This window comes from bacterium, assembly GCA_013360215.1.
Taxonomy (GTDB): domain Bacteria; phylum CLD3; class CLD3; order SB21; family SB21; genus JABWCP01.
Genome location: JABWCP010000001.1, coordinates 290,762 through 315,620, shown reverse-complemented (window position 1 = coordinate 315,620; position 24,859 = coordinate 290,762). Strand labels below are relative to the sequence as shown.

22 protein-coding genes are annotated in these 24,859 nt (G+C 46.3%); 11 read left to right on the top strand and 11 right to left on the bottom strand.

What is annotated here, in order from left to right; translation table 11 throughout:
* Nucleotides 1-13 precede the first annotated feature (13 nt).
* Nucleotides 14-2,038, bottom strand: a complete 2,025-nt coding sequence (locus tag HUU58_01385; protein NUN44308.1) for a methyl-accepting chemotaxis protein — start codon at nt 2,036-2,038, stop codon at nt 14-16.
* Nucleotides 2,039-2,716: 678 nt separating this feature from the next.
* Between HUU58_01385 and sufB the strand changes: the two genes are divergently transcribed.
* Genes sufB through HUU58_01340 form a run of 9 tightly spaced genes read left to right on the top strand, consistent with a single transcriptional unit; the run spans nt 2,717 to nt 10,568 of the window.
* On the top strand, nt 2,717-4,165 hold the full coding sequence (gene sufB / locus HUU58_01380; GenBank protein ID NUN44307.1) for a Fe-S cluster assembly protein SufB: 1,449 nt from the start codon (nt 2,717-2,719) through the stop codon (nt 4,163-4,165).
* 2 nt (nt 4,166-4,167) lie between these two features.
* Entirely contained in the window at nt 4,168-5,205 is a 1,038-nt protein-coding gene (locus tag HUU58_01375) for a hypothetical protein (GenBank protein NUN44306.1), read from the top strand.
* 39 nt (nt 5,206-5,244) lie between these two features.
* A complete protein-coding gene (gene sufC / locus HUU58_01370) occupies nt 5,245-6,003 on the top strand; it encodes a Fe-S cluster assembly ATPase SufC (GenBank protein NUN44305.1) in 759 nt (252 codons plus the stop codon).
* Nucleotides 6,003-7,325, top strand: coding sequence for a Fe-S cluster assembly protein SufD (gene sufD / locus HUU58_01365; protein NUN44304.1), 1,323 nt, complete (start codon nt 6,003-6,005; stop codon nt 7,323-7,325). Before sufC ends, sufD begins: the two co-directional genes overlap by 1 nt.
* Before the next feature lie 51 nt (nt 7,326-7,376).
* Nucleotides 7,377-8,576 carry a cysteine desulfurase gene (locus HUU58_01360; protein ID NUN44303.1) on the top strand — a complete coding sequence of 400 codons (1,200 nt, stop codon included), beginning with the start codon at nt 7,377-7,379 and terminating at the stop codon, nt 8,574-8,576.
* Entirely contained in the window at nt 8,573-9,028 is a 456-nt protein-coding gene (locus HUU58_01355) for an SUF system NifU family Fe-S cluster assembly protein (protein ID NUN44302.1), read from the top strand. Before HUU58_01360 ends, HUU58_01355 begins: the two co-directional genes overlap by 4 nt.
* 3 nt (nt 9,029-9,031) lie before the next feature.
* Complete coding sequence (locus tag HUU58_01350; protein NUN44301.1) at nt 9,032-9,361, top strand: DUF59 domain-containing protein; 330 nt, start codon at nt 9,032-9,034, stop codon at nt 9,359-9,361.
* Nucleotides 9,362-9,376: 15 nt separating this feature from the next.
* Nucleotides 9,377-9,844 carry an Rrf2 family transcriptional regulator gene (locus HUU58_01345; GenBank protein NUN44300.1) on the top strand — a complete coding sequence of 156 codons (468 nt, stop codon included), beginning with the start codon at nt 9,377-9,379 and terminating at the stop codon, nt 9,842-9,844.
* Between the two features lie 13 nt (nt 9,845-9,857).
* Nucleotides 9,858-10,568 (top strand): pirin family protein, encoded by a 711-nt coding sequence (locus HUU58_01340; protein NUN44299.1) that lies wholly within the window; start codon nt 9,858-9,860, stop codon nt 10,566-10,568.
* Here HUU58_01340 and nhaA read toward each other — a convergent pair.
* The 9 genes from nhaA to ndk form a co-directional block, all read right to left on the bottom strand.
* Nucleotides 10,565-11,728, bottom strand: a complete 1,164-nt coding sequence (nhaA, locus tag HUU58_01335; GenBank protein ID NUN44298.1) for a Na+/H+ antiporter NhaA — start codon at nt 11,726-11,728, stop codon at nt 10,565-10,567. The genes HUU58_01340 and nhaA overlap by 4 nt on opposite strands.
* 20 nt (nt 11,729-11,748) lie before the next feature.
* Entirely contained in the window at nt 11,749-12,738 is a 990-nt protein-coding gene (locus tag HUU58_01330) for a MoxR family ATPase (protein NUN44297.1), read from the bottom strand.
* 9 nt (nt 12,739-12,747) lie between these two features.
* The gene (locus tag HUU58_01325) at nt 12,748-13,992 is read right to left on the bottom strand and encodes a DUF4350 domain-containing protein (protein ID NUN44296.1); all 1,245 of its coding nucleotides are present in this window, start codon (nt 13,990-13,992) and stop codon (nt 12,748-12,750) included.
* The gene (locus HUU58_01320; protein NUN44295.1) at nt 13,982-15,085 is read right to left on the bottom strand and encodes a hypothetical protein; all 1,104 of its coding nucleotides are present in this window, start codon (nt 15,083-15,085) and stop codon (nt 13,982-13,984) included. Before HUU58_01320 ends, HUU58_01325 begins: the two co-directional genes overlap by 11 nt.
* Nucleotides 15,082-15,918, bottom strand: coding sequence for a hypothetical protein (locus HUU58_01315; GenBank protein NUN44294.1), 837 nt, complete (start codon nt 15,916-15,918; stop codon nt 15,082-15,084). The genes HUU58_01320 and HUU58_01315 overlap by 4 nt, the downstream gene beginning before the upstream one ends.
* 9 nt (nt 15,919-15,927) lie before the next feature.
* Complete coding sequence (gene murA, locus HUU58_01310) at nt 15,928-17,217, bottom strand: UDP-N-acetylglucosamine 1-carboxyvinyltransferase (GenBank protein ID NUN44293.1); 1,290 nt, start codon at nt 17,215-17,217, stop codon at nt 15,928-15,930.
* A 100-nt stretch (nt 17,218-17,317) separates the two neighbouring features.
* The gene (locus tag HUU58_01305) at nt 17,318-17,587 is read right to left on the bottom strand and encodes a EutN/CcmL family microcompartment protein (GenBank protein NUN44292.1); all 270 of its coding nucleotides are present in this window, start codon (nt 17,585-17,587) and stop codon (nt 17,318-17,320) included.
* Nucleotides 17,584-18,855 (bottom strand): competence/damage-inducible protein A, encoded by a 1,272-nt coding sequence (locus HUU58_01300; GenBank protein NUN44291.1) that lies wholly within the window; start codon nt 18,853-18,855, stop codon nt 17,584-17,586. Before HUU58_01300 ends, HUU58_01305 begins: the two co-directional genes overlap by 4 nt.
* Before the next feature lie 79 nt (nt 18,856-18,934).
* Nucleotides 18,935-19,360 (bottom strand): nucleoside-diphosphate kinase, encoded by a 426-nt coding sequence (gene ndk, locus HUU58_01295; GenBank protein ID NUN44290.1) that lies wholly within the window; start codon nt 19,358-19,360, stop codon nt 18,935-18,937.
* 201 nt (nt 19,361-19,561) lie between these two features.
* Here ndk and HUU58_01290 point away from each other — a divergent pair, with 201 nt between their 5' ends.
* Together HUU58_01290 and HUU58_01285 are read left to right on the top strand one after the other, a co-directional pair.
* Nucleotides 19,562-22,945, top strand: a complete 3,384-nt coding sequence (locus HUU58_01290) for a PD40 domain-containing protein (protein ID NUN44289.1) — start codon at nt 19,562-19,564, stop codon at nt 22,943-22,945.
* 57 nt (nt 22,946-23,002) lie between these two features.
* Nucleotides 23,003-23,899 (top strand): DUF58 domain-containing protein, encoded by an 897-nt coding sequence (locus tag HUU58_01285; GenBank protein NUN44288.1) that lies wholly within the window; start codon nt 23,003-23,005, stop codon nt 23,897-23,899.
* 2 nt (nt 23,900-23,901) lie between these two features.
* Here the strand turns inward: HUU58_01285 and HUU58_01280 are convergent, their stop codons facing one another.
* Nucleotides 23,902-24,849, bottom strand: a complete 948-nt coding sequence (locus HUU58_01280) for a bifunctional helix-turn-helix transcriptional regulator/GNAT family N-acetyltransferase (protein ID NUN44287.1) — start codon at nt 24,847-24,849, stop codon at nt 23,902-23,904.
* Nucleotides 24,850-24,859: the final 10 nt, after the last annotated feature.

The window sequence follows — 24,859 nt, the reverse complement described above, 5'->3', positions numbered from 1 at the left end:
AATTGCACGCTTTTTAATTTACATTGGAGATGAGGTCGTTGGTCTTTAAGTCAAATGCATTTTGATGCGGCGGATCGTTTTTCGTAGATAGGGCAGTGGGATTTGAATGGCTGTGATTTGACGGTTGTGGCGTCGTTTTTTGAGATTCCTCCGTTTCATTCATTTTAAAAGGCATGAGCATTTCTTGCAATCCGCGCGTAACTTGCAAAAAGTAATCCGTGGAGCTATTGATTTCTTGGGTACCTTGCAAAATCCGTTTGGATGAGTGGTCTATCATGCGGATACGTTCTTCGACTTCGTTGGCCGCAGCCGCATGGCGCGATGTTGCGTCCACGATTTTGTGTACGTGATCGGTGACAGCGAGAAATTCCGTCGCGATATTGCCCAGACTCTTTTGCAATTCATCCATCTGTCCGGTGCTCGCGGCCGCCTCACTTTGTACGCCGTGAATAAGGTCTACCGATTCGTTTACGTTGATTTGTATGGATTTTACAATTTCATCAATGTCGTGGGTCGTCTTATCGGCGCGCAGGGCCAAAGCTCTTATTTCTTCAGCAACGACATCAAATCCCTTGCCGTGTTTGCCGGCTTTTGACGCCTCGATAGACGCATTGATACCCAGCAAGTTAAGTTGTTTGGCTATGATACGTATAAGATGTAGCGCTTTGCCGATATTGCGGCTGGCAATATGAAGATCTTCGATTTTTTTAGAGGATACAGAAATGATGTCGGCTCGATGCCTGATTCCTTCGATAGAATGATTGATAGTCTGTTGTCCGATCGAAACGCGACGCTCGACGTCCGTGATTAAATGCCGCGCATTAAGTGCGTTTTCAGCAATAAGATGTACGGTGGTCTGCAGATAATCCATACTGGCGGAAGAGGCCGAACTTTGTTTGTTCTGTAATAAGGATTCATCCGCAATCGTGCGGGAACTCTCCGTCATTTTTTGCGCGATGATCACGGCTTGGTGAGAACTTTGCGCGGCTTCTTTGAGTGCGGCCTTGGTCGTATCAAGGAACCGGTCAAAAGCTGTTGCCATTCGTCCGATTTCGTCCTTGCGGGAAAGTCTGATGCGTGTATCTAGAACAGCATGCTCCATGATCCCGGCCATCATCCGAATGGGATTTGATACAGAACCAAACAAATAAAGCCCAAGAAATACCGGGATAAGCGTCGATGCCAGAGCGACGATAGTGATGACCCATGCGCTCATATTCAATTCATCCGCGCGGCGGGCAAGCGTATCTTGGAGGTATCGATACACAACGTCTTCATAAACCGATGCCGTTGCCAAGGTCCGACGAGAAAGGAGTGCAAATTCTGCAGGGTTCGCTTCGCGGTTTTCGGCCGGATTCAACTGGCTTTCTAAAATTTCAACCATATCACTGATCATGGAACGCAGCTCCTTGACACGGGCAAGCAGCGGATCCTGATTTATTAATTCATTGGTTGATGCGATTTTTTCAGCATCCCGTTCGACTTTAGCCATATTGTCGCGCAAACGTCCGCATAGAAGGCCGATTTTCTGAATATCGGCTGAGAGTGGTTTTCCGGATCGCCGCTGTTCCAATAAACAGGCATCCGTGATGCTGTACATTAGGTTCGGAAGATGCTGCATGAGATTCGTTGCGGCCATCTGAATATCGGCCTCCGCATCCGATGAAAGTTGCGCTATCGCACCGATTTCGTTGAGGTATGGCAGAAACGATTGTTCCGCAAGATAGGTATGGTAATTATGCACCGCATCCGCTGACGTGGTAGGGTCTAGTGACGAATACTCTTTCCATCGTTCAGCCAATGTTTGGTATGAGGTTTCAGCAGAGGATTGAAAGCGCCTTTCTTTGTCGGTTTCGAGGATATCCTGAAGTTCCTCAGAACCCTCTGAAGTTGTCGTTCCATGTTCAATTCGCAAAAGCGTGTAACGATGCATGGATGACTGAAACTTCAGGACAACATGCAGGTGGTTCAGCCCGTAGAGCTTAAGATTGGTCAATTGGACGGATTCTATTTTTTCCCAGATGATGAATCCCAACATGATGATCATCGGGGTGACAAAGCATAAACTGACTGCAATAAATTTTTTTCGTAGAGAGAGGTTATTTATAAAATGTAACAATCCGGTTTTCTCTAAATTAGTCTTGCCGTAATAATGCTTTATATGTGTTACGTCTTGATTACGGAAGCATTATAAGAATGAGTATTCTTATTAGCAGATATTCCAGGCAATAGTGTAACGTGGTGCGGATCGCACGCGTTGCCGAATTATATCATTTTCGGTAACTGCGTTCCATCATTTCAATAGATGCTTTTTCCGAGAAATTTACTCAGAATCAAGCTTAATATTCTTTTGGTCATTAGTGTAACTTGTATAATCTACAGCGCGCTATTTTTTTTGCCCCGTTGTATTCATAGCGAAACGTGGCGGCTAATCAAAAAACAGGCTGGCTATAGCGTAACCGGAAATGACCTATGCAGGTCATCTCATGGTCGAATGAGTCTCTATCAACAAGGTCTTTAGAAAGCTCGCATTGCAGAGACCTTGCGAAATATGATCCAACCGCTTGAACTTCTTTACCTTACCTTTCTAAGATACAGATCAAGATTTGCAAGAATTGCATGAAAATTTATACTTGACAAAAAAATCAATTTATACTTGACAGTATAGTACAGATTGTTTAATCTTTCGCGTGTTAGAGTCAACAATAGGAGTTTTATGAATACCGAAACCAGTGAACTGCAACAACTGGCTGACCGCGAATACAAGTACGGCTTTGTAACGGATATCGAAGCCGATGCCGCCCCCAAAGGGCTTAACGAAGACATTATACGCTTCATTTCCAAAAAGAAAAATGAACCGGAATGGCTTTTGGAGTGGCGACTCAAAGCGTACAAACAATGGCTCAAAATGTGCGAAGAAGGCGAGCCTACATGGCAAAATGTGCATGTCGCCAAAGTGGACTATCAGGATATCATCTACTATAGCGCGCCGAAACAAAAGAAAAAAAGTGCTGACGAAGTGGATCCGGAATTGCTGAAAACGTACGAGAAGCTCGGCATTCCGCTCAATGAACGCCTTGCCCTCGCGGGAGTGGCTGTGGATGCCGTATTTGACAGCGTATCCGTCGCGACGACATTCAAAACCAAACTCAAAGAACTCGGTATCATTTTTTGTTCATTCTCTGAAGCTGTGCAAGAACATCCCGAATTGATCAAGCAATACATCGGTTCGGTCGTACCGCCGACGGATAATTTTTACTCTGCGCTCAATTCCGCGGTATTTACCGACGGTTCGTTTTGTTATATCCCCAAAGGCGTACGGTGCCCGATGGAACTTTCGACGTATTTCCGCATCAACGCCGCCAGTACGGGCCAGTTTGAACGCACGCTCATCGTGGCGGACGAGGGCAGCTACGTCAGTTATCTCGAAGGATGTACCGCACCGATGCGCGATGAAAACCAATTGCATGCCGCCGTCGTCGAAATCTATGCGCATACCAATGCACAGGTCAAATATTCAACGATACAAAATTGGTACCCGGGCGACAAGGACGGTAAAGGCGGGATTTATAATTTTGTGACGAAACGCGGTTTGTGCGCGGGTGACAATTCTAAAATCTCCTGGACGCAGGTTGAAACCGGCTCCGCCATCACATGGAAATATCCGAGTTGCATTTTGAAAGGTGATAATTCGGTCGGAGAATTTTATTCCGTCGCGCTCACGGCCAAACGTCAGCAAGCCGATACCGGTACGAAGATGATTCACCTCGGCAAAAATACGCGCAGCACGATCGTTTCCAAAGGTATCTCCGCAGGCCATGGCCAAAATACCTATCGCGGCTTGGTGCGCGTGGGCAAAAACGCGGAGAATGCGCGTAATTTTTCCCAATGCGATTCGATGCTGCTCGGTGATCAGTGCGGCGCGCATACTTTCCCGTATATCGAAGTGAAGAACAATACCGCTCAGGTAGAACATGAAGCATCCACGTCGAAGATCGGCGAAGACCAGATTTTTTACTGCAATCAGCGCGGTATTTCTACCGAAGACGCCGTGTCTATGATCGTCAACGGATTTTGTAAAGAAGTTTTCAAAGAACTGCCGATGGAGTTTGCCGTCGAAGCGCAGAAACTGCTCGGCGTAAGCCTCGAAGGCAGCGTAGGTTGAGGATGAGCGATTTTTTCAACATATACTTTGACTGGTTTTTGGGTTATCTCTTTTTGGTATTACCCGGCATCGTCGTGTTTACACTTATGATCGTCAAGCTTTTTAAGATCGTGACGAAACGCAACCGCTGGATTACTTTTTCTGCGATGGCATTACTGATACATACGATTTTTTTTGTGTATTATGACCATCAGCTCTCGCGTATGGGTGAAGTGACGCGCATCATATCGGCGGATGATGTGTTGATGGTAGAAGGCGTACTTACCAATACCGGATACCGGAGCAGCCGCGGCAGCGCGTCCGGATTTCGTGAAGACCCATCTACGACAACACAAGCGCAGAAAATCTTCGTGTTTGATAAAAAAAGCGGAAATATTCTGCAGCGCATTGAGGATTATCAGGTGGCGCATTATGCCGAACGGCGCGCATTTTTAGTGCCGACCATCGCCACTAAATCGTACGCAATTTTTGATACCCGTGTATCCCGATTTGATCGTTTTTTTATATCGAGTGAGCTGCGTTCCGATATGCCGGAGTTGGCAAACCGCATAGATAAGATCACATACGACCGTTCATGGATGCTCAAGCCCGATATGTCAGGCTCCGGGTGGGACGAAGCCATACCTTATTTTGAACTCACCCTGTCCGATGGGGCCGGGCTTTATTATGATGTGCTCACGGGCGAAACACATCCCCGCGATAAAAAACAAACGACGTGGACCGATGAAAAACGACCTGCTCTGTTTACGGAGTATGCCGATTTTACGATTGATTCGTCCTCAACCGGAGTCGTACGTGCGCTCAAAAAACGCGCTTCCGAAAACGGCTTTGTATTATTTGCTGTGCGTGCGGACGGACAAAAAAAATGGACCGTAACAGCCGATCAGATCCATCCTGAGATCAAAGACGATCGGTTTTTTTTCAGCGAAAACCCGGGTTCGTATCTGGTCGAAGACGGTAAACTTTATTTTTTTACATACCGCTTTGCCGTTGCGCTGGATACGGAAAACGGAAACATCCTTTGGCAACAAAGTATTTAGATTTATTCATATAATCATTTATAGCAGAGAAAAGAAGACATGCTCGAAATCAAAAATCTACACGCAACCATTGACGGTAACCCGATTCTCAAAGGAATCAATCTTTCCGTCAAAGCGGGCGAAGTGCATGCGATCATGGGACCCAACGGTTCCGGCAAAAGCACTTTGGCTCACATTTTAGCCGGTAAAGAGGATTACGAAATCACGCAAGGCGAGATCATTTTTAACGGAAAAAGCCTCACGGAACTTGATCCCGAAGATCGCGCGGCAGAAGGTGTATTTCTCGCGTTTCAGTATCCGGTTGAAATTCCCGGCGTCAATAATACGTATTTCCTCAAAGCGGCGCTCAATGCCATTCGCAAATACCGCGGCGAAGAGCCTTTGGACGCGATGGATTTTTTGAGTCTTGTAAAACAAAAAATGAAGCTTGTCGAAATGGATGAAGACCTGCTCAAGCGCCCCGTGAATGAAGGTTTTTCCGGCGGTGAGAAAAAACGTAATGAGATATTTCAACTCGCCGTACTCAATCCGAAATTAGCGATTCTGGATGAAACCGATTCAGGTCTCGACATTGACGCACTCAAAATCGTTTCAAACGGCGTGAATAAATTTCGCTCCGGTGATAATGCGACCATCGTCGTGACGCACTATCAGCGTTTGCTAAACTACATCGTGCCGGATTTTGTGCATGTGCTGATGGATGGACGTATCGTCAAGTCCGGTGGCAAAGAGCTGGCGCTCACCCTCGAAGATCGCGGTTATGACTGGATCAAAGAACATGACGGAGTGGTAGCCTGATGATCAACCAAACCGAAGCTAAGAACTGGTTTCAAAATCAGTTTGCACGTTTTGAATCCGCACTAAACGGGCAAAAATCCGGCGTTACCCATGCACTGCGACGCGATGCGATGGCACGCTTTCAGGCGTCGGAATTTCCCACGATGCGTCATGAAGAATGGAAATATACGAATCTAGAATCCCTCTTTACCCACGGACTGCACCTCGCTTCACCGGCGGATAGTGCGTCGCATGCGCTCGACATACGGGATGACTTGACGCTGGATACAGAGGCGTACACGGTTGTTTTTGTGAATGGATATTACGATGCCAAGCGTTCGACGATAAACGCACCGGAAAAAGGTTTACAAATTCGATTGCTGTCGCAATGCAGCGATGAAGAAAAGGCCGGCATTTTGCGTGCGCTGGCAACGGAAACGGATGAATCGGTGTTTAATACCATGCACATGGCACTGGTATCCGATGGTGTGGTGATAGATGTGGCCGGTGGTGCAGTGATCGGTAAACCGGTTCATATCCAATACTTCACCGTTGCCGAAGAATCGGCTCCGATGACGCAACCATTGACGCTCATACGCGTGGAAAAAAACGCCCAATGTACGGTGATCGAAGATTACAAAACCGTCGGAGAAAAGCCGTTTCTCACTAATGCACGGACTGAAATCATCGTAGCCGAAAATGCCGTAGTGGATCATGCACGCATTCAAAATGAATCCGTCAAAGGATACCATATCAGCCTGACACGCCTGCGGCAAGCGCGCAGCAGTAATTTTATGACGACCAATATTACGTTCGGTGCGGCGTTGTCCCGCAATCTGACGATCGCGCATTTGGATGGCGAAGGCATCGAATCTACGCTTAACGGATTATACATGCCCAAAGGTCGTCAGCATACCGATAACCGCACCATCATTCATCATGCCAAGCCGCACTGTAACAGCCACGAATTGTACAAAGGCATTATGGATGACCATGCGACGGCAGTTTTCAACGGCAAAATATTTGTTCATCCCGATGCGCAAAAAACGGATGCTAAACAATCGAATAATAATTTGCTCTTATCCAAAGACGCGACGATCAATACCAAACCGCAGCTTGAGATATTTGCCGACGATGTGAAGTGTACGCACGGCGCGACGATCGGGAGACTGGAAGAAAAAGGGATGTTTTATCTTCGCTCACGCGGTATCGGATACGACGAAGCGCGCAGCATCATGACTTTGGCGTTTGCTGAAGATATCGTGTCGCGCATTCGTCATACGGCACTGCGTAAACGCCTGGATACGATGTTGCACGAACGGCTTAACATGAAGTTTGAATAAATGAACAGTACCGAACAAATAAAACCATTCTCCGATGCGGAGGTGGCCGCTATGCGACGGGATTTTCCCATATTGTGCGAACACGTTCACGGAAAGCCGCTGGTTTATTTAGATAACGGTGCAACCGGACAAAAACCGAAGCAAGTGATTGATGCCATTGCGCGTTATTATAGCCGTGAAAATTCCAATATTCATCGCGGCGTGCATTATTTGAGTGCGCAGGCAACGATCGCATACGAAAACGCGCGGAAGAAAATTCAAAAATTAATCCATGCGCCCTCCGACAATGAGATTATATTTTTACGGGGCACGACCGAAGCCATCAATCTGGTAGCGCAATCCTACGGGCGAACGTATATCCAACGTGATGATGAAGTGCTCATTTCGGCGATGGAACATCATGCCAATATCGTACCCTGGCAGATGCTCTGCGAGCAGACCGGTGCCAAACTGCGTGTCATTCCGATGAATGAACGTGGCGAACTGCGCATGGACGCGTATCAAACGATGCTCACCGAAAAAACGAAAATCGTTGCGATCGTGCATGTGTCCAATTCGCTCGGTACAATCAATCCTGTCAAAGAAATGATAGCACTTGCACATGCCAAAAATATTCCCGTGATCATAGATGGCGCCCAAGCGGTGCAACACATGCCCGTGGATGTGAAAGATTTGGATTGTGATTTTTATGCGTTTTCAGGCCACAAAATGTTCGGACCGACCGGCGTGGGTATTCTCTACGGAAAAAAGAAGTGGCTGGACGCCATGCCGCCGTATCAAGGCGGAGGGGATATGATTCGTTCGGTGACGTTTGAAAAAACAACGTACAACGACGTGCCGCACAAATTTGAAGCCGGCACGCCCCATATCGCAGGCGGTATCGCTTTAGGTGATACCGTTGATTATTTGCAAGGTATCGGTTTGGAGCGTATTGCAGCGTATGAAAAAGTATTGCTGGACTATGCAACGGAAAAACTGAGCGCCGTTTCGGGTTTGCATATTATCGGTACGGCGCAAAATAAAGCCGGCGTGATTTCGTTTATATTGGACGGCGTACATCCGCACGACGTAGGTACGATGCTGGATCAGGAAGGAATAGCCATACGCACCGGACATCATTGTACGCAGCCGGTAATGCAGTTTTTTAAAGTACCTGCGACGTCGCGCGTTTCGCTGGCATTTTATAATACGCACGATGAAATAGATACGCTGGTGAAAGCCATTCACAAAACAATGGAGATGTTTCGCTGATGTCGGATTTGCGTGAATTGTATCAGGAAGTGATTCTTGATCATAATAAGAACCCCCGAAATTTTCGCGTTATGGAAAATGCGGATATTGTCAAAGAAGGTTTTAATCCGTTGTGCGGTGACCATTTGCATCTTTATCTCAAGCTGGATGGTGATGTGATCCAAGACGTAAGCTTCGAAGGAAATGGCTGTGCTATTTCCAAATCATCCGCATCCCTGATGACCACTGTGCTCAAAGGCAAAACGAAGTCGGATGCCGAAGTTTTATTTAAGCGGTTTCATGATTTGGTAACGGCCGATATGAGTACGACCGTGGATGAAGAATCGTTGGGTAAGTTAGCCGTATTTGCCGGCGTACGCGAATTTCCCGCCCGCGTGAAGTGTGCGAGTTTGGCCTGGCACACGATGCATGCTGCGATTGCCAATGATACGACCATCGTTTCTACGGAGTGAACCATGATCGAAGAAACCAAACTCGGCCCGACCGGCATGGAAATACAAGTGATCGAAGCGATTCGTACGTGTTATGATCCCGAGATACCGGTGAATATTTATGATCTCGGTTTAGTCTACGAAGTGAAAGTGGATGCGGCCGGAGTGGCGTCTATTCTGATGACGCTGACTTCGCCGAGTTGCCCTGCGGCAGAAAGTTTGCCTCCGGAGGTCGAATCCAAAGCACGCGCCGTGCCCGGTATCACGGATGTAAAATTGGAATTGACGTGGGAACCGCCCTGGGACCCGACCCGCATGACCGAAGCAGCACGCCTCGAACTGGGTATGATGTAACGATACGGAAAAAATATGAAGTTCAGTACACAAGAAGAATACGGATTGCGATGCCTTTTGCAGATCGCCCGCAGTACGAATAAAAACGGTATGACGATTCCGCAGATCAGTCAGGCGGAAGGTCTTTCGGAAGCCAACGTTGCCAAAATGTTACGTATCCTGCGTATGGGCGGTATTATCGAAAGCGCGCGGGGTCATGAAGGCGGCTATCGTTTAGCGCGGACGGCCGATCAGATTCGTATCGGTGACGTGCTTACGGTATTGGGCGGGCGTTTGTTTGATCATGAGTTTTGTGAAAAACATGCAGGGGAAGAAAATATTTGTTCGCACGGTACGGACTGCACGCTGCGCCATGTTTGGCAAACCGTACAAACGGCGGTGGACGATGTGTTGATGCGACTGACCCTTCAAGATCTTGTGCATCCTGCACAAAAACCGATTACGGAAATTAAAATACCTTCCACGCTCGTATCTACCACTTAAATAAGTATTCCTTATGCCGACGGTGTTTCACAAAGCAGAATCGCGCGGGTTTGCCGATCACGGCTGGCTCCGTTCGTATCATACATTTAGTTTTGCGGGTTATCATGACCCGAAGCGGATGAATTTTGGCTTGCTGCGTGTACTCAATGATGACACGGTGCGTCCGGGATCGGGATTCGGTGAGCACCCGCACGATAATATGGAAATTATTTCGATCCCGCTGGAGGGTACGCTCGCGCATGCCGACAGTACCGGCAGCGAAAAAGCTATTCGTACGGGCGATGTACAAATCATGTCCGCCGGTTCAGGTTTGACGCATTCGGAATACAATCACAGCGCCAGTGCGCCTGTTAATTTCCTTCAATTGTGGATTTACCCCAAACGCAGAAATATCGAGCCGCGCTATGATCAAAAAACGTTTGACCTTGCTTCACGAAAAAATCAATGGGTTACTGTCGTGGCGCCGGACGAGAATGCGGAATCGCTCTGGATCAATCAGGATGCTGTATTATCGTTAGCCGAGGTTGAAAGCGGCGAAATTTCATACACGCCGCGTTTCAAAGAAAACGGTATTTATATTTTTATGATCGACGGCAATGCGCAATATGAGAGTCAACTTCTTGATCGTCGCGATGCGATCGGGATACACCCGGCCGGCGATTGTAATTTAATAATACGGCAACCGTCGCATATATTGCTTATCGAAGTGCCGATGAATTTTTAGGTTTTTATTGTTCGGCGCAGTATCATAAAACCGGTCAGCCCTGAAACGATAGATGCCGCCAAAATAGCCGCTTTCGCTGTAGTTTGTATGCCTTCCTGATTCTCGAAAGCTAATACTGCGATAAATATAGACATTGTAAAACCGATACCCGCCAGAAAACCCGTACCTATCAAGTGATGCCACGTGACACCGTCGGGCAATGCAGCCAGATTAAGTTTTGTACCGATCCAGCAAAACATCAGAATGCCGCAAACTTTGCCAAAGAACAAACCTGTAAAAATACCGATGCTTAGCGTTGAAAAAAGTGCGGCCCATACCGATGCATCCATGACAATTAAGGTGTTAGCTAGTGCAAAAATAGGCATGATAAAAAACTGAACCGGTTTGTGCAGTGCGTGCTCCAGCGCAAGTAACGGGGAAGATGTCTCATCTTTGGAATACGGTATGGTCATGGCTAAAATGACTCCGGCGATGGTTGCATGAATACCCGACTTGAGTACGAAGTACCAAAGCAGAATTCCCAATCCAAGATAGATTGCAAGAGAGCGTATGCCTAATCGATTTATCAAAATCAAAACAAGTACAGTCACTAAAGCCGCCGCTTTATAGTTTAAAAATAATGTAGATGAGTAAAACAGGGCGATCACTATGATCGCGCCAAGGTCATCGATTATCGCAAGCGCCGTGAGGAAAACTTTTATCGACACAGGTATGCGAGAACCCAATAATCCGAGTATGGCTAACGCGAAGGCGATATCAGTGGCCATCGGGACACCCCAACCGTTTTCATATATCGTACCCTGATTGAAGCTTACATAAATTAATGCCGGTACAAGCATCCCACCGACTGCGCCAAAGAGTGGCAGACTGGCCCGACGCAGAGAGGAAAGCTCGCCGCTCACGATTTCGCGTTTGATTTCAAGACCTACCAGCAGAAAAAACACCGCCATCAATCCGTCATTGACCCAGTGCAGAATGGTTTTATGGAGATCAATATTTTCTGTAGCAAATCCGATACGTGTGTGCCAGAATTGATAGATGGGCTCGTTGAGAGGCGTATTGGCTAAAGCCAAAGAGACAATCGTACAAAAAATAAGGACTATTCCAGACGACTGTTCGTAGTGAATAAATTCCTGAATGGGGTTTAATATTTTTTTCATGTTGTCAGATTTTACTTTCATTAGCGGGGTACAGGAACAGTATTGAGTACGTCCCGAATTATGTCATCGGGGCGCAGACCTTCCATTTCGGTTTCCGGTTGTAGCACAAGGCGATGACGCAGTACGGCAGGCGCCAGATCTTTGACGTCATCCGGTATGACGAAGGTGCGATTAGCCAACGCGGCCTGCGTTTTCGCGGCCAAAAGCAAGTTGATCGTAGCGCGTGGGCTTGCGCCGACCATGATGCCGGAGGTTTCGCGCGTTTTGCGAACAACCTCTGTGATGTATTTTAGTATTCCGTCATCCACCACGATCTGTCGTATCAAATGACGTGTCCGTGCGAGCATTTCCGGTGTACACGGGTTTTCTATTTTTATTTGGTCTATCTGATGCGCATCGAAGCCGCCGTGGTATGCGCGAAGCACTTGCTCTTCCTCACTGGCGGAGGGATACGGCACAATAAGCTTAAACATAAAACGATCAAGCTGCGCCTCAGGCAAAGGATAGGTCCCTTCGTATTCGATAGGATTTTGTGTAGCCATCACCATAAAAGGTTCCGGTAAAAGATAACGCGTGCCGTCAATCGTAATTTGTCGCTCTTCCATTACTTCCAGTAATGCCGATTGCGTTTTAGCCGGTGCGCGATTGATTTCATCAATCAGCGCAATGTGGGTAAAAATAGGACCGCGTTTGACATTAAACTGATTGGATTTTGGATCAAAAACATTGGTTCCGATCACGTCGGACGGCATCAGATCAGGCGTAAACTGAATACGCTTGAATTCACAAGACAACGCTTTGGCTAACGTTTTGGCTAGCAGCGTTTTGGCTATACCGGGTACACCTTCCATCAAGATATGACCGCCGCTCAGCAGTGCGATGATCATTTCGCGTTTGATCTCCGACTGGCCTATGACGGTAGTATCAAGAGCGGCCGAAATCTGCCGATACAAATCGGCTGCGTCATTGAGCGGTGCATCGCTATGGGGTGTTACTGTCAAATCGGACATGGTATATCCTTAAGATTGGGTTGGATAATGTAAAAAATAGATGTGATCCAATTGTTTTGCACCGGCGATCAATTCTTCATCGTCAATGCTTACCTCTCGTTTTTGTACGGGATCGTTTTTGAGGTCGGGCGATTTGACGACGATCGTTTTACGTTCGATCCAGGCGAAAAGTTTTTTTGTTTTTTGAATATCCAGTGCAAATCGTCGGTGGAGAATGAGCGCGAGTTTGTCCGGATCGCGTGTGGCATAGCGCCTTTGCAGATCGGCCATAACCCACTGGTACCAATGATGAAGTGCGAGCGTATGCGCGGACGAATTTTGATATACGCCGGACACGGAGTGCACGTAATCTATCGAAGCACGTCGTGACGAAGTGATAACCGGTACGGGGCGACCCCAACGTTTGGCGCGTGCGTGCACCCACAACAAAAGACTGATCGTACTGAGGATCATGCCCCACTTGATCGGCCAGGTGTCCAGAGCCGCGACGAGGGATTCGTAGTCTTTATAGCCGTGATGATATTCATCCCAATAAATGATACCCGGTTCACGTTGGTTTCCACCGGGATCTACTTCCAAGATTCTAAAAATAATATCGGCATTATGCCGCAGTTGCAAACCGGCGTTAGTTACATAATTCGGTGAATTGAAAATAATTAGCTTTCCTTGTCCATGATGTATTTCAAGAGCAGTATGACCGTTTAATGTGCTGTAAAGCGGCATGATGGCCGACGAATCTGAATTAAAATAGACGTATTCGTCGTCAAAACGGGCGTGCGTCGTCGAATCGGAGGTTATTATGTGAGGATGCAATGTGTCGCCGCTAACGGTATTTCCCAGATAGCCCGACGGAAAAGAAATCATGGACGAATCGGTATTACAACGGACGTGCAGTTTTTGAAGTAAATCATCCAAAGCCGAGCTATAAAAAAGAAACGCGGTATGGCCTTGATGAATAAACGATATTAAAAAATCCGTTTCCTGCGACGAAAGGGCGTCACTCGGCGCGATCATTATTATGGATTGCGCTTCCTGTGCTACAGGTACCGAGTTTATTTTTTTTCGCCAACGCTCAACGTTGTAGCCGTTGTCGGTAAGAAGCTTGTAAAATATTTTTGTGCCGCCCGGTTGAACAGAATAACTTGTAGGGGAATCGGTATGTATAGTGGCGCCCGGGTCGGAAAAAAAAAGAAGAAGCAAAATAGCTAGGCCGCAAAAAATGCTGAGGCTCAAGAATAAACGATTATTTGCCATGGCTTGCCGTATTATATAAATTCCTTGCTTCGTTATACCATAGTAACAAACGTTCAAAATCAGCGCGATCCGTTATTTGATGGCCGTACCAGGAGTACTCAAATTGTGCACTGGATTGAATCAACAACCGTAAAAGTTCCGGCATGATGGATTGGTTTTTGGCAAAAGTAAGATATTCGTTGATCGTGTAGGCTTTATCAAACCGTAAAATCAATCGGGCGTCAAGTTCCAAAATCAAAGCAATATATAAGTGGCGGATTGCTTTTCGGTAATCTCCGGAAACCGCATATTGTGTTGCCAATGAAGCATGTACCTCGTAATCCGTAGATTCGCCGGGTTCGATGATGCTATGTGTCGCCGTGGCCGGTAACATTTCATCGGCCGTTGTATTACGGCGGTATTGTTTATACGCCCAATAAATAATATAGACTAGCAAAGCTAAACCGATCGCATAGATGCTGTACAGCAAAATCGTAGCCAGCCATCCGTAGTCGGCGTTGTTGGTTTGTTCTTTTGTTTCCGGTGTATCGGGATTGCCAGGAAAGAGGCGACGCAACCATTCAAAAAATTTATCAATGAAATATGAAAAGACATTGGTTTTTTGTTCAGGTTGGAAATCTTTGTCCGCGGCGATTCGCAAAGCGACTACACGGTAATCGGTGCTATCCAAAATAATTCCGTTTTCAGCCAGTTCGTCCAAAGCATACAGGCGGTCGAGCAACTCTGTTCGCAATGCATCGCGATAACTGGTTCCGTCGGGTTTGATACTTTGTTGCATCAAACGCTTCAAATAACGGTTGTCAACGCGCATGATGCCGGTATAAAGTGAATCGCCGCCCATACGCATACGGTAGCTATATACGACGGCATAGTGAACTGGTAATTCGTCTTCGGCTTGGCGCATGATTTGTATGGCAGGGTTTTCTGTATCTGAGCCGGTTATGCGATACAACGAATCAGCCGCTTGATAAATGGACTGCATTTTCAATTGATAGGCTTCCGCTCCGATGTGCTGTATCGTATCGGATTGCATTGCGCCGGCATGTGCGGCCATCGTACCGGCTAATATCCAAAGAATAAAAATATGTTTCATAGTTTTTGAACCATTCGTTCGATGTCTAAACCTTCACGGCGTGCACGGATGTCAAAATACAAAACAACGGTAAATACCATTTGCATCGGCAACAGCAGTACGGATACGACGGCACCGCCGATCATAGTTAGCAGGTTCTCATCGGCTGTTTGACCGCTAAGCCAGGCTAACTGACCGAGAACCAACTGATACACGGCAGCAAAAAGGTAAGTCAAAGATAAACCGAGTATCGCAAGTAAAAGAAACGTGAGCAATAAAAATCCAAGCATTCGCCACCAGTCGTTCTGCGACAAATATTTTGAACGCGTCCAAATATCTGAAAAAGAAGTTAGTTTTTCATATGTGATCAGAGGCGTCACAAACATAAACATCACCCCGGTCCAAATGCCGGGTAAAATACATAAGCCAAATCCGATGATAATGATTAGTTCCGCTATAAACGTATTAAACAGGAGCGGCCATAATTCACCCCACGGCAAAAGTTTGGTATGTCGGATCGGTAAAGTATGCGACTCGGCCATCATCGTCACATAACGGCAGATTGCAGCACCGCATAGCGTATTGGCAGCGCTGTCCAAAAGCCATACCATGATATTGGCCGGTGTGTACGATTGAACATAGAAAAAGCCGAACGAATTGAAGACGCGTTCAAAAGGAATTAAATCCAACACGAAAAGAACGTATTTCAGGGAATAAAGCGGTACGAACACGATCAACGTGGTGATACATAAATCGTAATAACGATTACGGCACAAAGCCAAACCGGCATCCACGGCGTCCACCACGGAGCGCTGGCGTATTAATGTATGTATAAGTCGCGCAGATGGATCCATAGTTCGAGGTTAAGCATCTTTGCGTCGTTCGATACGTGCTCCCAGTGCATTGAGTCGCTCATCAATCCGTTCATACCCGCGATCCAGTTGGCGAATATTTTGGATCGTGGTAGTGCCTTCGGCACAAAGCGCGGCGATCAGAAGTGACATACCGGCACGAATATCCGGACTGGTTATCAGCTCGCCATGCAACGGTGTAGGGCCATTGATAACGGCACGGTGCGGGTCGCATAAGACGATACGAGCGCCCATTGAGATAAGTTTATCTGTAAAAAATAACCGGCTTTCAAACATTTTTTCAAATATCAGTACCATACCTTTGCACTGAGTGGCCGTAACAACCATGATACTCGTAAGATCGGCAGGAAATCCCGGCCAGGGAGCATCATCAATTTTGGGGATGGCGCCATCCATGTCGGACATGATTTCAGGCTCTTGTCCGCCGGGGATAAATAAATCTTCGCCGCGAATTTCGACGCGCACGCCGAGGCGTTCAAATACCAAAAGTATCATGCGCAGATTGCGGGGTGTCGTATTTTTGATAAGAATTTCACTTTTGGTCGCCGCGGCTAAACCGATGATACTGCCGATTTCAATGTGATCGTTGGTGATCGTATGGGTGCAACCGTGCAGCTTATCTACCCCTTCGATGGTGAGTATATTGCTTCCGATACCGCTTATTTTTGCGCCCATCGCATTGAGCATTCGGCAAAGGCCCTGCACATGCGGTTCACCGGCGGCATTATTGAGTATCGTGGTGCCTTTGGCTAATACCGCGGCCAGTACGGCATTTTCCGTAGCCATCACGCTGGCCTCATCGAGGAAAATATCCTCGCCGATTAATCGGCCGCGGGATTCCATCGTATAAAACTTTCTTCCCAAATCCATGTGTGCGCCGAGTTTTTGCAAAGCCAGGATATGCGTGTCAAGGCGTCGTCGTCCTATTTTGTCGCCGCCGGGTGAAGGTAAACTCACGCGGCCATGACGACCGAGTAGCGATCCGGCAAATAAAAATGAACCTCGGATTTCCGACGCCAGCGCATAATCGGGTTCGTGCGTGCGAATGTTTTTAGCTTGTACTTTCCATTCCGACGGGCCAAGCCGGGTTACTTCAGCGCCGATATTGGCTGCAATATCCAGCATGTGGCGCGCATCGCTGACATCCGGCATATTTTTTAAAATGATCGGTTCGTCCGTCAGCATACACGCGGCAATAACCGGCAGCGCTTCATTTTTATTTCCTGCAGGTTGAAAGGTGCCGCTAAGACGATGACCACCTTCGACTATGAATTTTTCCATAACTATAGAGGTGAGTTAAAATTGAATAAAGTAAAGTGTTAGGACAAGGATAGGAAATTTCAGAGCTAACTTCAACGAAATAGGGGACAAGGAGGTGTGTTTAGCGATAGTCGTAATCGTCAATCACGCCGACGATAACAGCTTGTACGGGAAGTTTTTTTTGACCGAAAACAATACGCGCAGAACCGCCTTCACGCATAACGAGAACAAGGTCACCGACACCGGCACTGACTTCGTCCAGAGCAAGCATATCACTGCCGATATGATTTTTTTCGAGATCCACAGGTTGTACGACCATGATTTTATGACCGTGCAAATGCTCGTTTTTATGTGTCGAAACAACAGAGCCTGTGACTTTGCAAATGATCATACTGATAAACCGATCAAGTAATGACGTAAACGATCCAACGCAAATTGGGATAATCGTTCTTTAAAAGCAAGACGTTCGATGGAAAAGGGAAGCGGGCTATGTTTGAAAACATGCGTGCCCGAGGCGGTCGCCAGCGCGATGTACGCCAGCCCGAGCGGTTTGGTTTCGGTCGCACCTGTGGGGCCGGCAATTCCTGTTGTAGCGATCGCGATATCGGTTTGTGCAACGCGGCGCATACCTTCGGCCATGGCACGGACAACGGGTTCACTTACGGCGCCATGTTCATCCAGCAGCGTCTGGGTAACGCCTACATGCTGCACTTTTGCGGCATTGCTATAGGTCGTGATACCTTGCATAAAATATCGGGAACTGCCCGGTACATTGGTCAAGCGGTGAGCGATCAAGCCGCCGGTGCAGGATTCGGCAGTGGCGATGGTCAGATTGTGACGAAAAAGTAAATCGGCGACAACGTCTTCAAGGGAAATCGTTCCTTCACCATAGACGCCATGCGGATAGGCCGACTCGATCGTTTGACGAAAAGCTTTTTCCGTCTCGTTCAAGAGCGAATCGGCCTTTTCAGCCGTCATATTCTGGACTGTAAATCGTAAATCTACACCCACGGTGAGTTTGGGGAGAAAAGCGATATCCAAACGTTCACGATAAGATTGCACCTGCGAACGCAGGGTTTCAAACAAATTCGATTCGGGAATACCGGTCGTGCGAATGGTTTTGTAGCGAACCACGTGCGATGACGGCTTTTTTTGTACAAATGGAATAAGATAGTTTTCGGTCATCCATTCCATTTCTTTGGGGACGCCTTGAAAACAAAAAAACGCGGTATCGCCTTTGATAAAGTGAAGACCCGGCGCGGTGCCGCGTTCATTACTCAGATACATCGCACCCTCGGGAATCATCGCTTGCACACGGTTCGTAGCACTCATGGTACGCCCTGCTTTGACATACAGGGTTTCTATTTCTTTTAATGCGCTTTCATTGAGTTGCAGAGGTACGTTGAGGAATAAAGCAGCCGCATCCCGCGTTTTATCGTCGTGGGTTGGACCTAAACCGCCGCAACTGATAACCAAAGAGGCTCGACTTGATGATGCATGGAGCGCATCCGTGATAATTTCTGTTTGATCACCGACTTTGGTAATACGCGTGACGGCGACACCGTATTGAGCAAGACGACGACTGATATAAGCGGAGTTGGTATCCGTTATCAATCCGAGTAGGATTTCATCGCCGATGACAAGGATTTCTGCATTCATAGTGTGTCCTCAAAGTAAAACAGCGCAAGGCTTAACGGTTTATACCGGAACCCTGCGCTGTAAAAATGTTCTATGACAACTAGCGTATCGCGATCAATTCGCTGTGGGCAAAAAAGTATGCGATTTCATTTTTTGCATTATCATCTGAATCGGAGCCGTGGATAACATTTTCCGCTTTGCTGGATGCAAATAGTTTACGAATCGTGCCTTCAGCCGCTTCTTTGGGATCTGTAGCGCCTATAGTTGTACGAAATGCCGCAACGGCATTGTCTTTTTCTAAGACCATCGGCACGCAAGGGCCGGAGCTCATAAACTCGGTGAGTTCACCGAAAAAAGGACGCTGACGATGCACTTCGTAAAAGCCTTCAGCTTGGGCTTTCGTCAAACGAGTCTGTTTCATCGCGATGATTTTGAATCCGGCTTTCTGGATTTCGGCGATCACGGCGCCTTGTTGATTGTTACGTACACAATCGGGTTTTAGAATGGCCAACGTATGGCGGCTCATGCGGTACTCCTCGGGTCGTGTTTATGCTTGAATGTTGTTGTCTTTTTGTATAGACTATTTAATAAGCGCGCGGAATATAGCGGTTTGACTCGTTTCTGGCAAATCATTTTTTGTAGCTGTGCCGTTAAACCTTTAATCATTTACTGCGTATATCTCTTAGTCATTTCCAGGTTAAAATATTCCTTTGTAAGGAGGTTTCGTATGCGGAGTTTTTTCAGGCTCCCCGTTGGTTTTATCATGTTGACCGTCTATTTATTGACCGGCAAAGTCGCAGCCCAGGAAGAGCAAAAATGGTTTGGCCAGAATAAGGTACAATATCAGGAGTTCAACTGGCGTTACATTCAATCCAAGCACTTTGACATTTATTATTACAAAGGCGGCGAGGACATTGCGCGTTTTACGGCCGAAGTTGCCGAAAGCGCATACGTTCATATTAAAGAGTGCTTTCGCAATTATGATATTCAAAGCCGCATCGCTTTGGTTGTTTATAACTCGCATAACCAATTTCAACAAACCAACGTCCTGGACGAATATATGTCCGAGGGCATCGGCGGTGTTACGGAATTATTTAAAAATCGGGTCGTCATTCCGTTTGAAGGCTCTTACGAACAGTTTCGTCACGTGATCCACCACGAGTTGGTACACGGGGTGATGAATGATTATATGTACGGTGGTTCGATCCAAGGTATTATTTCCGGCCGGATTCGCGTGCAGGTGCCGCTGTGGGTCGCCGAAGGTCTTGCAGAGTACTCGTCGCGTTATGGTGCATTTAATACCCAATCGGATATGTTTGTACGCGATGCAGTGATGGAAGCTTACTTACCGCCATTGAATCAAATGGGTGGTTATGCTGTTTATACGGCGGGACCGACCGTTTTTCGATATATGGAGGAAAAATACGGGCGAGAAAAAGTAGCTGAATTTATGACCAAACTGCGTGTTGCAGGAACACCCAATGCTACATTTGAATCTACCTTCGGTATGAAAGAAGAAGAGTTTTCCGATAAGTGGGCGACGTATCAGCGTAAAATTTATTATCCTGATATTTCACAGATGGTTTCAGTAAAAGAAATCGGTAAAGCGTTGACCAATCACTTAAAGGACGAAAATTTCTATAACATGACGCCTACGATTTCTCCGAATGGTGATAAAATCGCATATCTTACGGATAAATCGGGTTACGCGGATATTATGTTAATTTCAGCATACGACGGCATGCCGTTGAAAAAGCTCGTGTCCGGAGAAAAAACACCTAACCTTGAAGAATTACATTGGCTCAGTCCGGGTATGAGCTGGTCACCGGACAGCAAAAAATTGGTCTTTGCAGCGAAAGCCAGCGATAATGACGCCTTACTGGTCGTAGATGTGATGACGGGAGATATTACAAAATATAGTTGGCCGGATCTAGAAGGCGTATTTGGCGGTTCGTGGAGCCCGGATGGAAAAAAAATCGCCTTTTCCGGAATGCGTTTTGGCCAAAGCGATGTTTTTGAGTTTGAATTGGCGAGCGGTAAATTATCTAAACTGACAGACGATGTGTTTAGTGATAGTCGTGCGGTTTATAGTCGCGATGGCAGTAAAATCGCTTTTGTATCGGACCGACGTGATATTCTGGGTAAACAACCCGACGGTTTTAAAATGATCAATTTTGAGTACCGTCAAACAGATATCTACGTGATGAATGCGGATGGTTCGGGTATGGAGCGCATTACGACGGATGAAATGAATGACTCATGGCCGGAGTGGGGCCCGGATAATAGTAAACTTCTTTTCACTTCGGATCGAAATGGTGTAAGCAATATTTACGTTGCTGATCTCAAAGAGAAAAAAAATTACGCTATTACCAATAACTTAAGTGGTATTTTCCAACCTTCTCTCAGCAAAGATGGTAAATTTTTGACATTCTCAGGCTTCAATAGAAGTGGGTTCGATGTTTATACGTTGAAGAACCCGTTTGAAATGAAACCTGTAGAACTGCCGATTACGATTTCGATGAAAAAATTTCGTAAAGATCATGATTTACCTGAAACTTTAGCGGATGAAATTGGTATTAAAAAACATGACAAGTTAGTTTCATCCAATGAAGGGGAGTCTTCAACGGTGACGGACCCCAAAGTTGATTCTTTGAAAATACAAGAATCGCAGGTATCTTATCGAAACTTCGTATTTGCCGGACTAGAAGATGAAAATAATAGTTCCTCCGTTAAGGATGAAGAAGAACCGGAAGAAGCTGTGGAGTTACCGGAAAATGTTTATAAAAACGAAAAAGGTGATTACCGTGTTCGACGTTATCGCGTAAAATTTTCACCGGATATGGTATATGGTACCGCCGGATTCAATACGATGACTGGTTTTCAAGGTGTAACACAATTTGCATTTAGTGATATGCTGGGTGATCACAGGCTTCTGTTGGGAACTAATTTATTTTTTGATCTCAAAAACAGTAGCTTTACCGGTTCATACTACTATTTAGCCAATCGTACGGATTATGGTATTACAGCCTTTCATTCAGCGTATGCTTTTGCGACGGATTACGTAGATGAGTTATCTGCCGATCCGATAACGGGATACCCTATCTATAATCGCCCCGATGGTATTTACGATAGTTTTGTGCGTTTTCGTTTTTATGGTCTTGGATTAAATGCCTCGCGTCCTATTAATAAGTTTAATCGGGTCGATTTTTCAGCAACGCAGATCGTTCTGGCGCGAGAGACATCGTGGAATGCGCGAGATCGTTATGATATGCCTCGAAAAGATACTACAGGCTTAGGATCGTCGCGACAGTCCAATAACACGGTTTTTTCTTTGTCACTGGTCAATGATAATGCTCTTAACACATATTTCGGTCCTTTTGACGGCCAACGTGCTCAAATATCATTGACGGCTAGCCCGGGATATGGGCAAAATGGACTTCGCTTCGTAACAGCTACCGTAGATGGTAGGAAGTATTTTTGGTTCAAAAAGTTTTATGCGATTGCGACCCGTGCTAGTGCTGGTGCAACATTTGGACGTGATCCGCAACGCTTTTTTGTAGGTGGATTGGATAATTGGATTCTTCCCCGATTTAATAACGGTGATATTTTAGTGGATACGTTTGAAGACTTTCTTGCCACGTATGTTTCCCCGCTGCGCGGAAGTAATTATTATGAACTTCAGGGTACACGATATTTTATCACCAATTTTGAGTTTCGTTTCCCACTCGTTCACTTCATGCAGTTGGGTTTTCCCCTTCCCATGTTCCTCCAACAAATACGCGGCGTGACTTTTGTTGATTTTGGTGCGGCTTGGGGAGGTAAAAATCGGACATTTGTTGATCCTATTACGGGTGATTCCACAAGAGCAAACTACCGTTATATAGACCGAAATGGAAAAATTGTGTATAACAAAGGCCGCTTTAACTGGGGTCAGACCTTGCAAGGTGAAGGGAACCCCGTATTTCAGGATGCTCGCATAGGTTATGGTTTCGGTATACGTGCGTTCGTAGGATTTTTTATCCTGCGCTACGATCTGGCTTGGAATATTCGAAACCCGCGTTTTCGTGGTGATAATGCCAAACATTATTTTTCGATAGGATCGGATTTTTAATTTAGAAAAACATTGAGTATCATAATCCCGCCCTGTGCGGGATTATTTTTTTAACACATGACAGACTTTAAAAAATATTTGCAACCCGATGTGGTTGCACGCCTAGCCAACCTGGAGATGATTGCGCGTTTCGTAGTCGAAGGATTTATTACGGGACTCCATAAAAGCCCATATCACGGTTTCAGCGTTGAGTTTGCGGAGCACCGGCAATATATGCCCGGTGACGAAATACGTTCGATAGATTGGAAAGTGTACGGCCGTACTTCGCGGTATTACGTGAAGCGGTTTGAGGAGGAGACGAATCTCAAATGCCATATTGTGCTTGATACAAGTGCATCCATGACGTTTGGAACGGGCGAGGTGAATAAGCTTCAATATGGCGGATATCTGGCGGCTTCGCTGGCGTATTTGATGATTCATCAAAAAGATGCTGCCGGGCTTGCCATTTTTGATAAAGTGTTGCGTAAGTATTTGCCCCCCCGTGCAACGCTGGGTTATATCAAAACGATCGAAGAGGCTTTGCAGAATATATCATATCACGAAACTACGCGCATTGCGGAGAATCTTCATGCCGTAGCCGAACGCATCAAACGGCGAGGGCTTGTAATTCTGATAAGCGATCTTTTGGATGAAGCGGAGGATGTCGTGCACGCACTACGGCACTTTCGTCATGACGGCCATGAAGTGATCGTGTTTCATGTGCTGGACCATGCGGAGCGCACTCTGGATTTTGAAGGCGATGTGGTTTTTGATGACTTGGAAACCGGAGAACAATTGGCAACGCAGCCTTGGCACATTCGCAAAGCCTACGCTCAAGAAGTAGAATCGTTTTGTGATTATTATCGCCGCCGGTGCAGAGAAAGCCGGGTCGATTACGTTTTGCTGGATACTAAAACGCCCTTTGATGTGGCCTTGAGGGAGTATATCGCAAAACGGTCTAAAATCGGAGGATAATCTTACCTCAATCGCAACTCCATTTTGATCGTGGAACGTTCATATTTGGATGGCTCGGGATTAGCAACCAATACAAAACCTAATTTGCGATACAAGGCTAACGCGGCATCCAATTTTCGACTTGTTTCTAAAACCATTGTTTTACCTTTGCTTTTCTGTGCCCACGTGATCGCATGCGATCCGAGTTTCCATCCGATGTGTTTACCTTGCGCTTTTTCGGTTACAGCCATTTTGGCTAGTTCATAAATTCCGGCTTTATTGTTTAGTACAGCGCAAGTGCCAACGATTTTTCCATTCCACTCGGCAAAAAATATTTCACCGCCGTCTTTTATGATGGTTTCGGGATGGGATAGTATTTTTCGATCCAATGGCTCAATTGTAAAAAATTTTTTTAACCATTCGATATTGAGCGATTTGAAATATTTTTTGAAACGCGGTGCATACGTATGAATTACAATATCAGAGGCAGAAGAAACTTTTGTCGCGTGGGTGACACGCTCATAGATGTCACGTTCATCAAGTATTTCTTCGTAGCGCTCAAGCGTGGAAAGTAGATCCATACCGATTTCGCGACTGATCTGGCGGTGCGCTTCTTCGATTTGATGCCATACCGGTTTCAAATGACCCAGCATTTCGATGCCTTTGGCCGACAAAGAAATCAGACGGCGACGCTTATCTGTGGTATCGGTAACGGATGCGATCAATCCAACCTTAATTAATTCATCCGATAGTTGGATAATAGCCGGATGTGTAAAACCGGTAGCTGCCGCAATCTCTGTAATAGACATGGGCGACTTGAGATGCAATTGGTAAAACATCAAAAACCAACGCGTTTCAAAATTTAACCCGTGTTCCTGATAGATACGATTTACATTGGCTAAAAGTCGGTCACTGAGTCGGCGAAGTCTGCTTCCGATGGCAAGCTCACCCAAGTGTTTTACTGTATCCATAATTGACTCT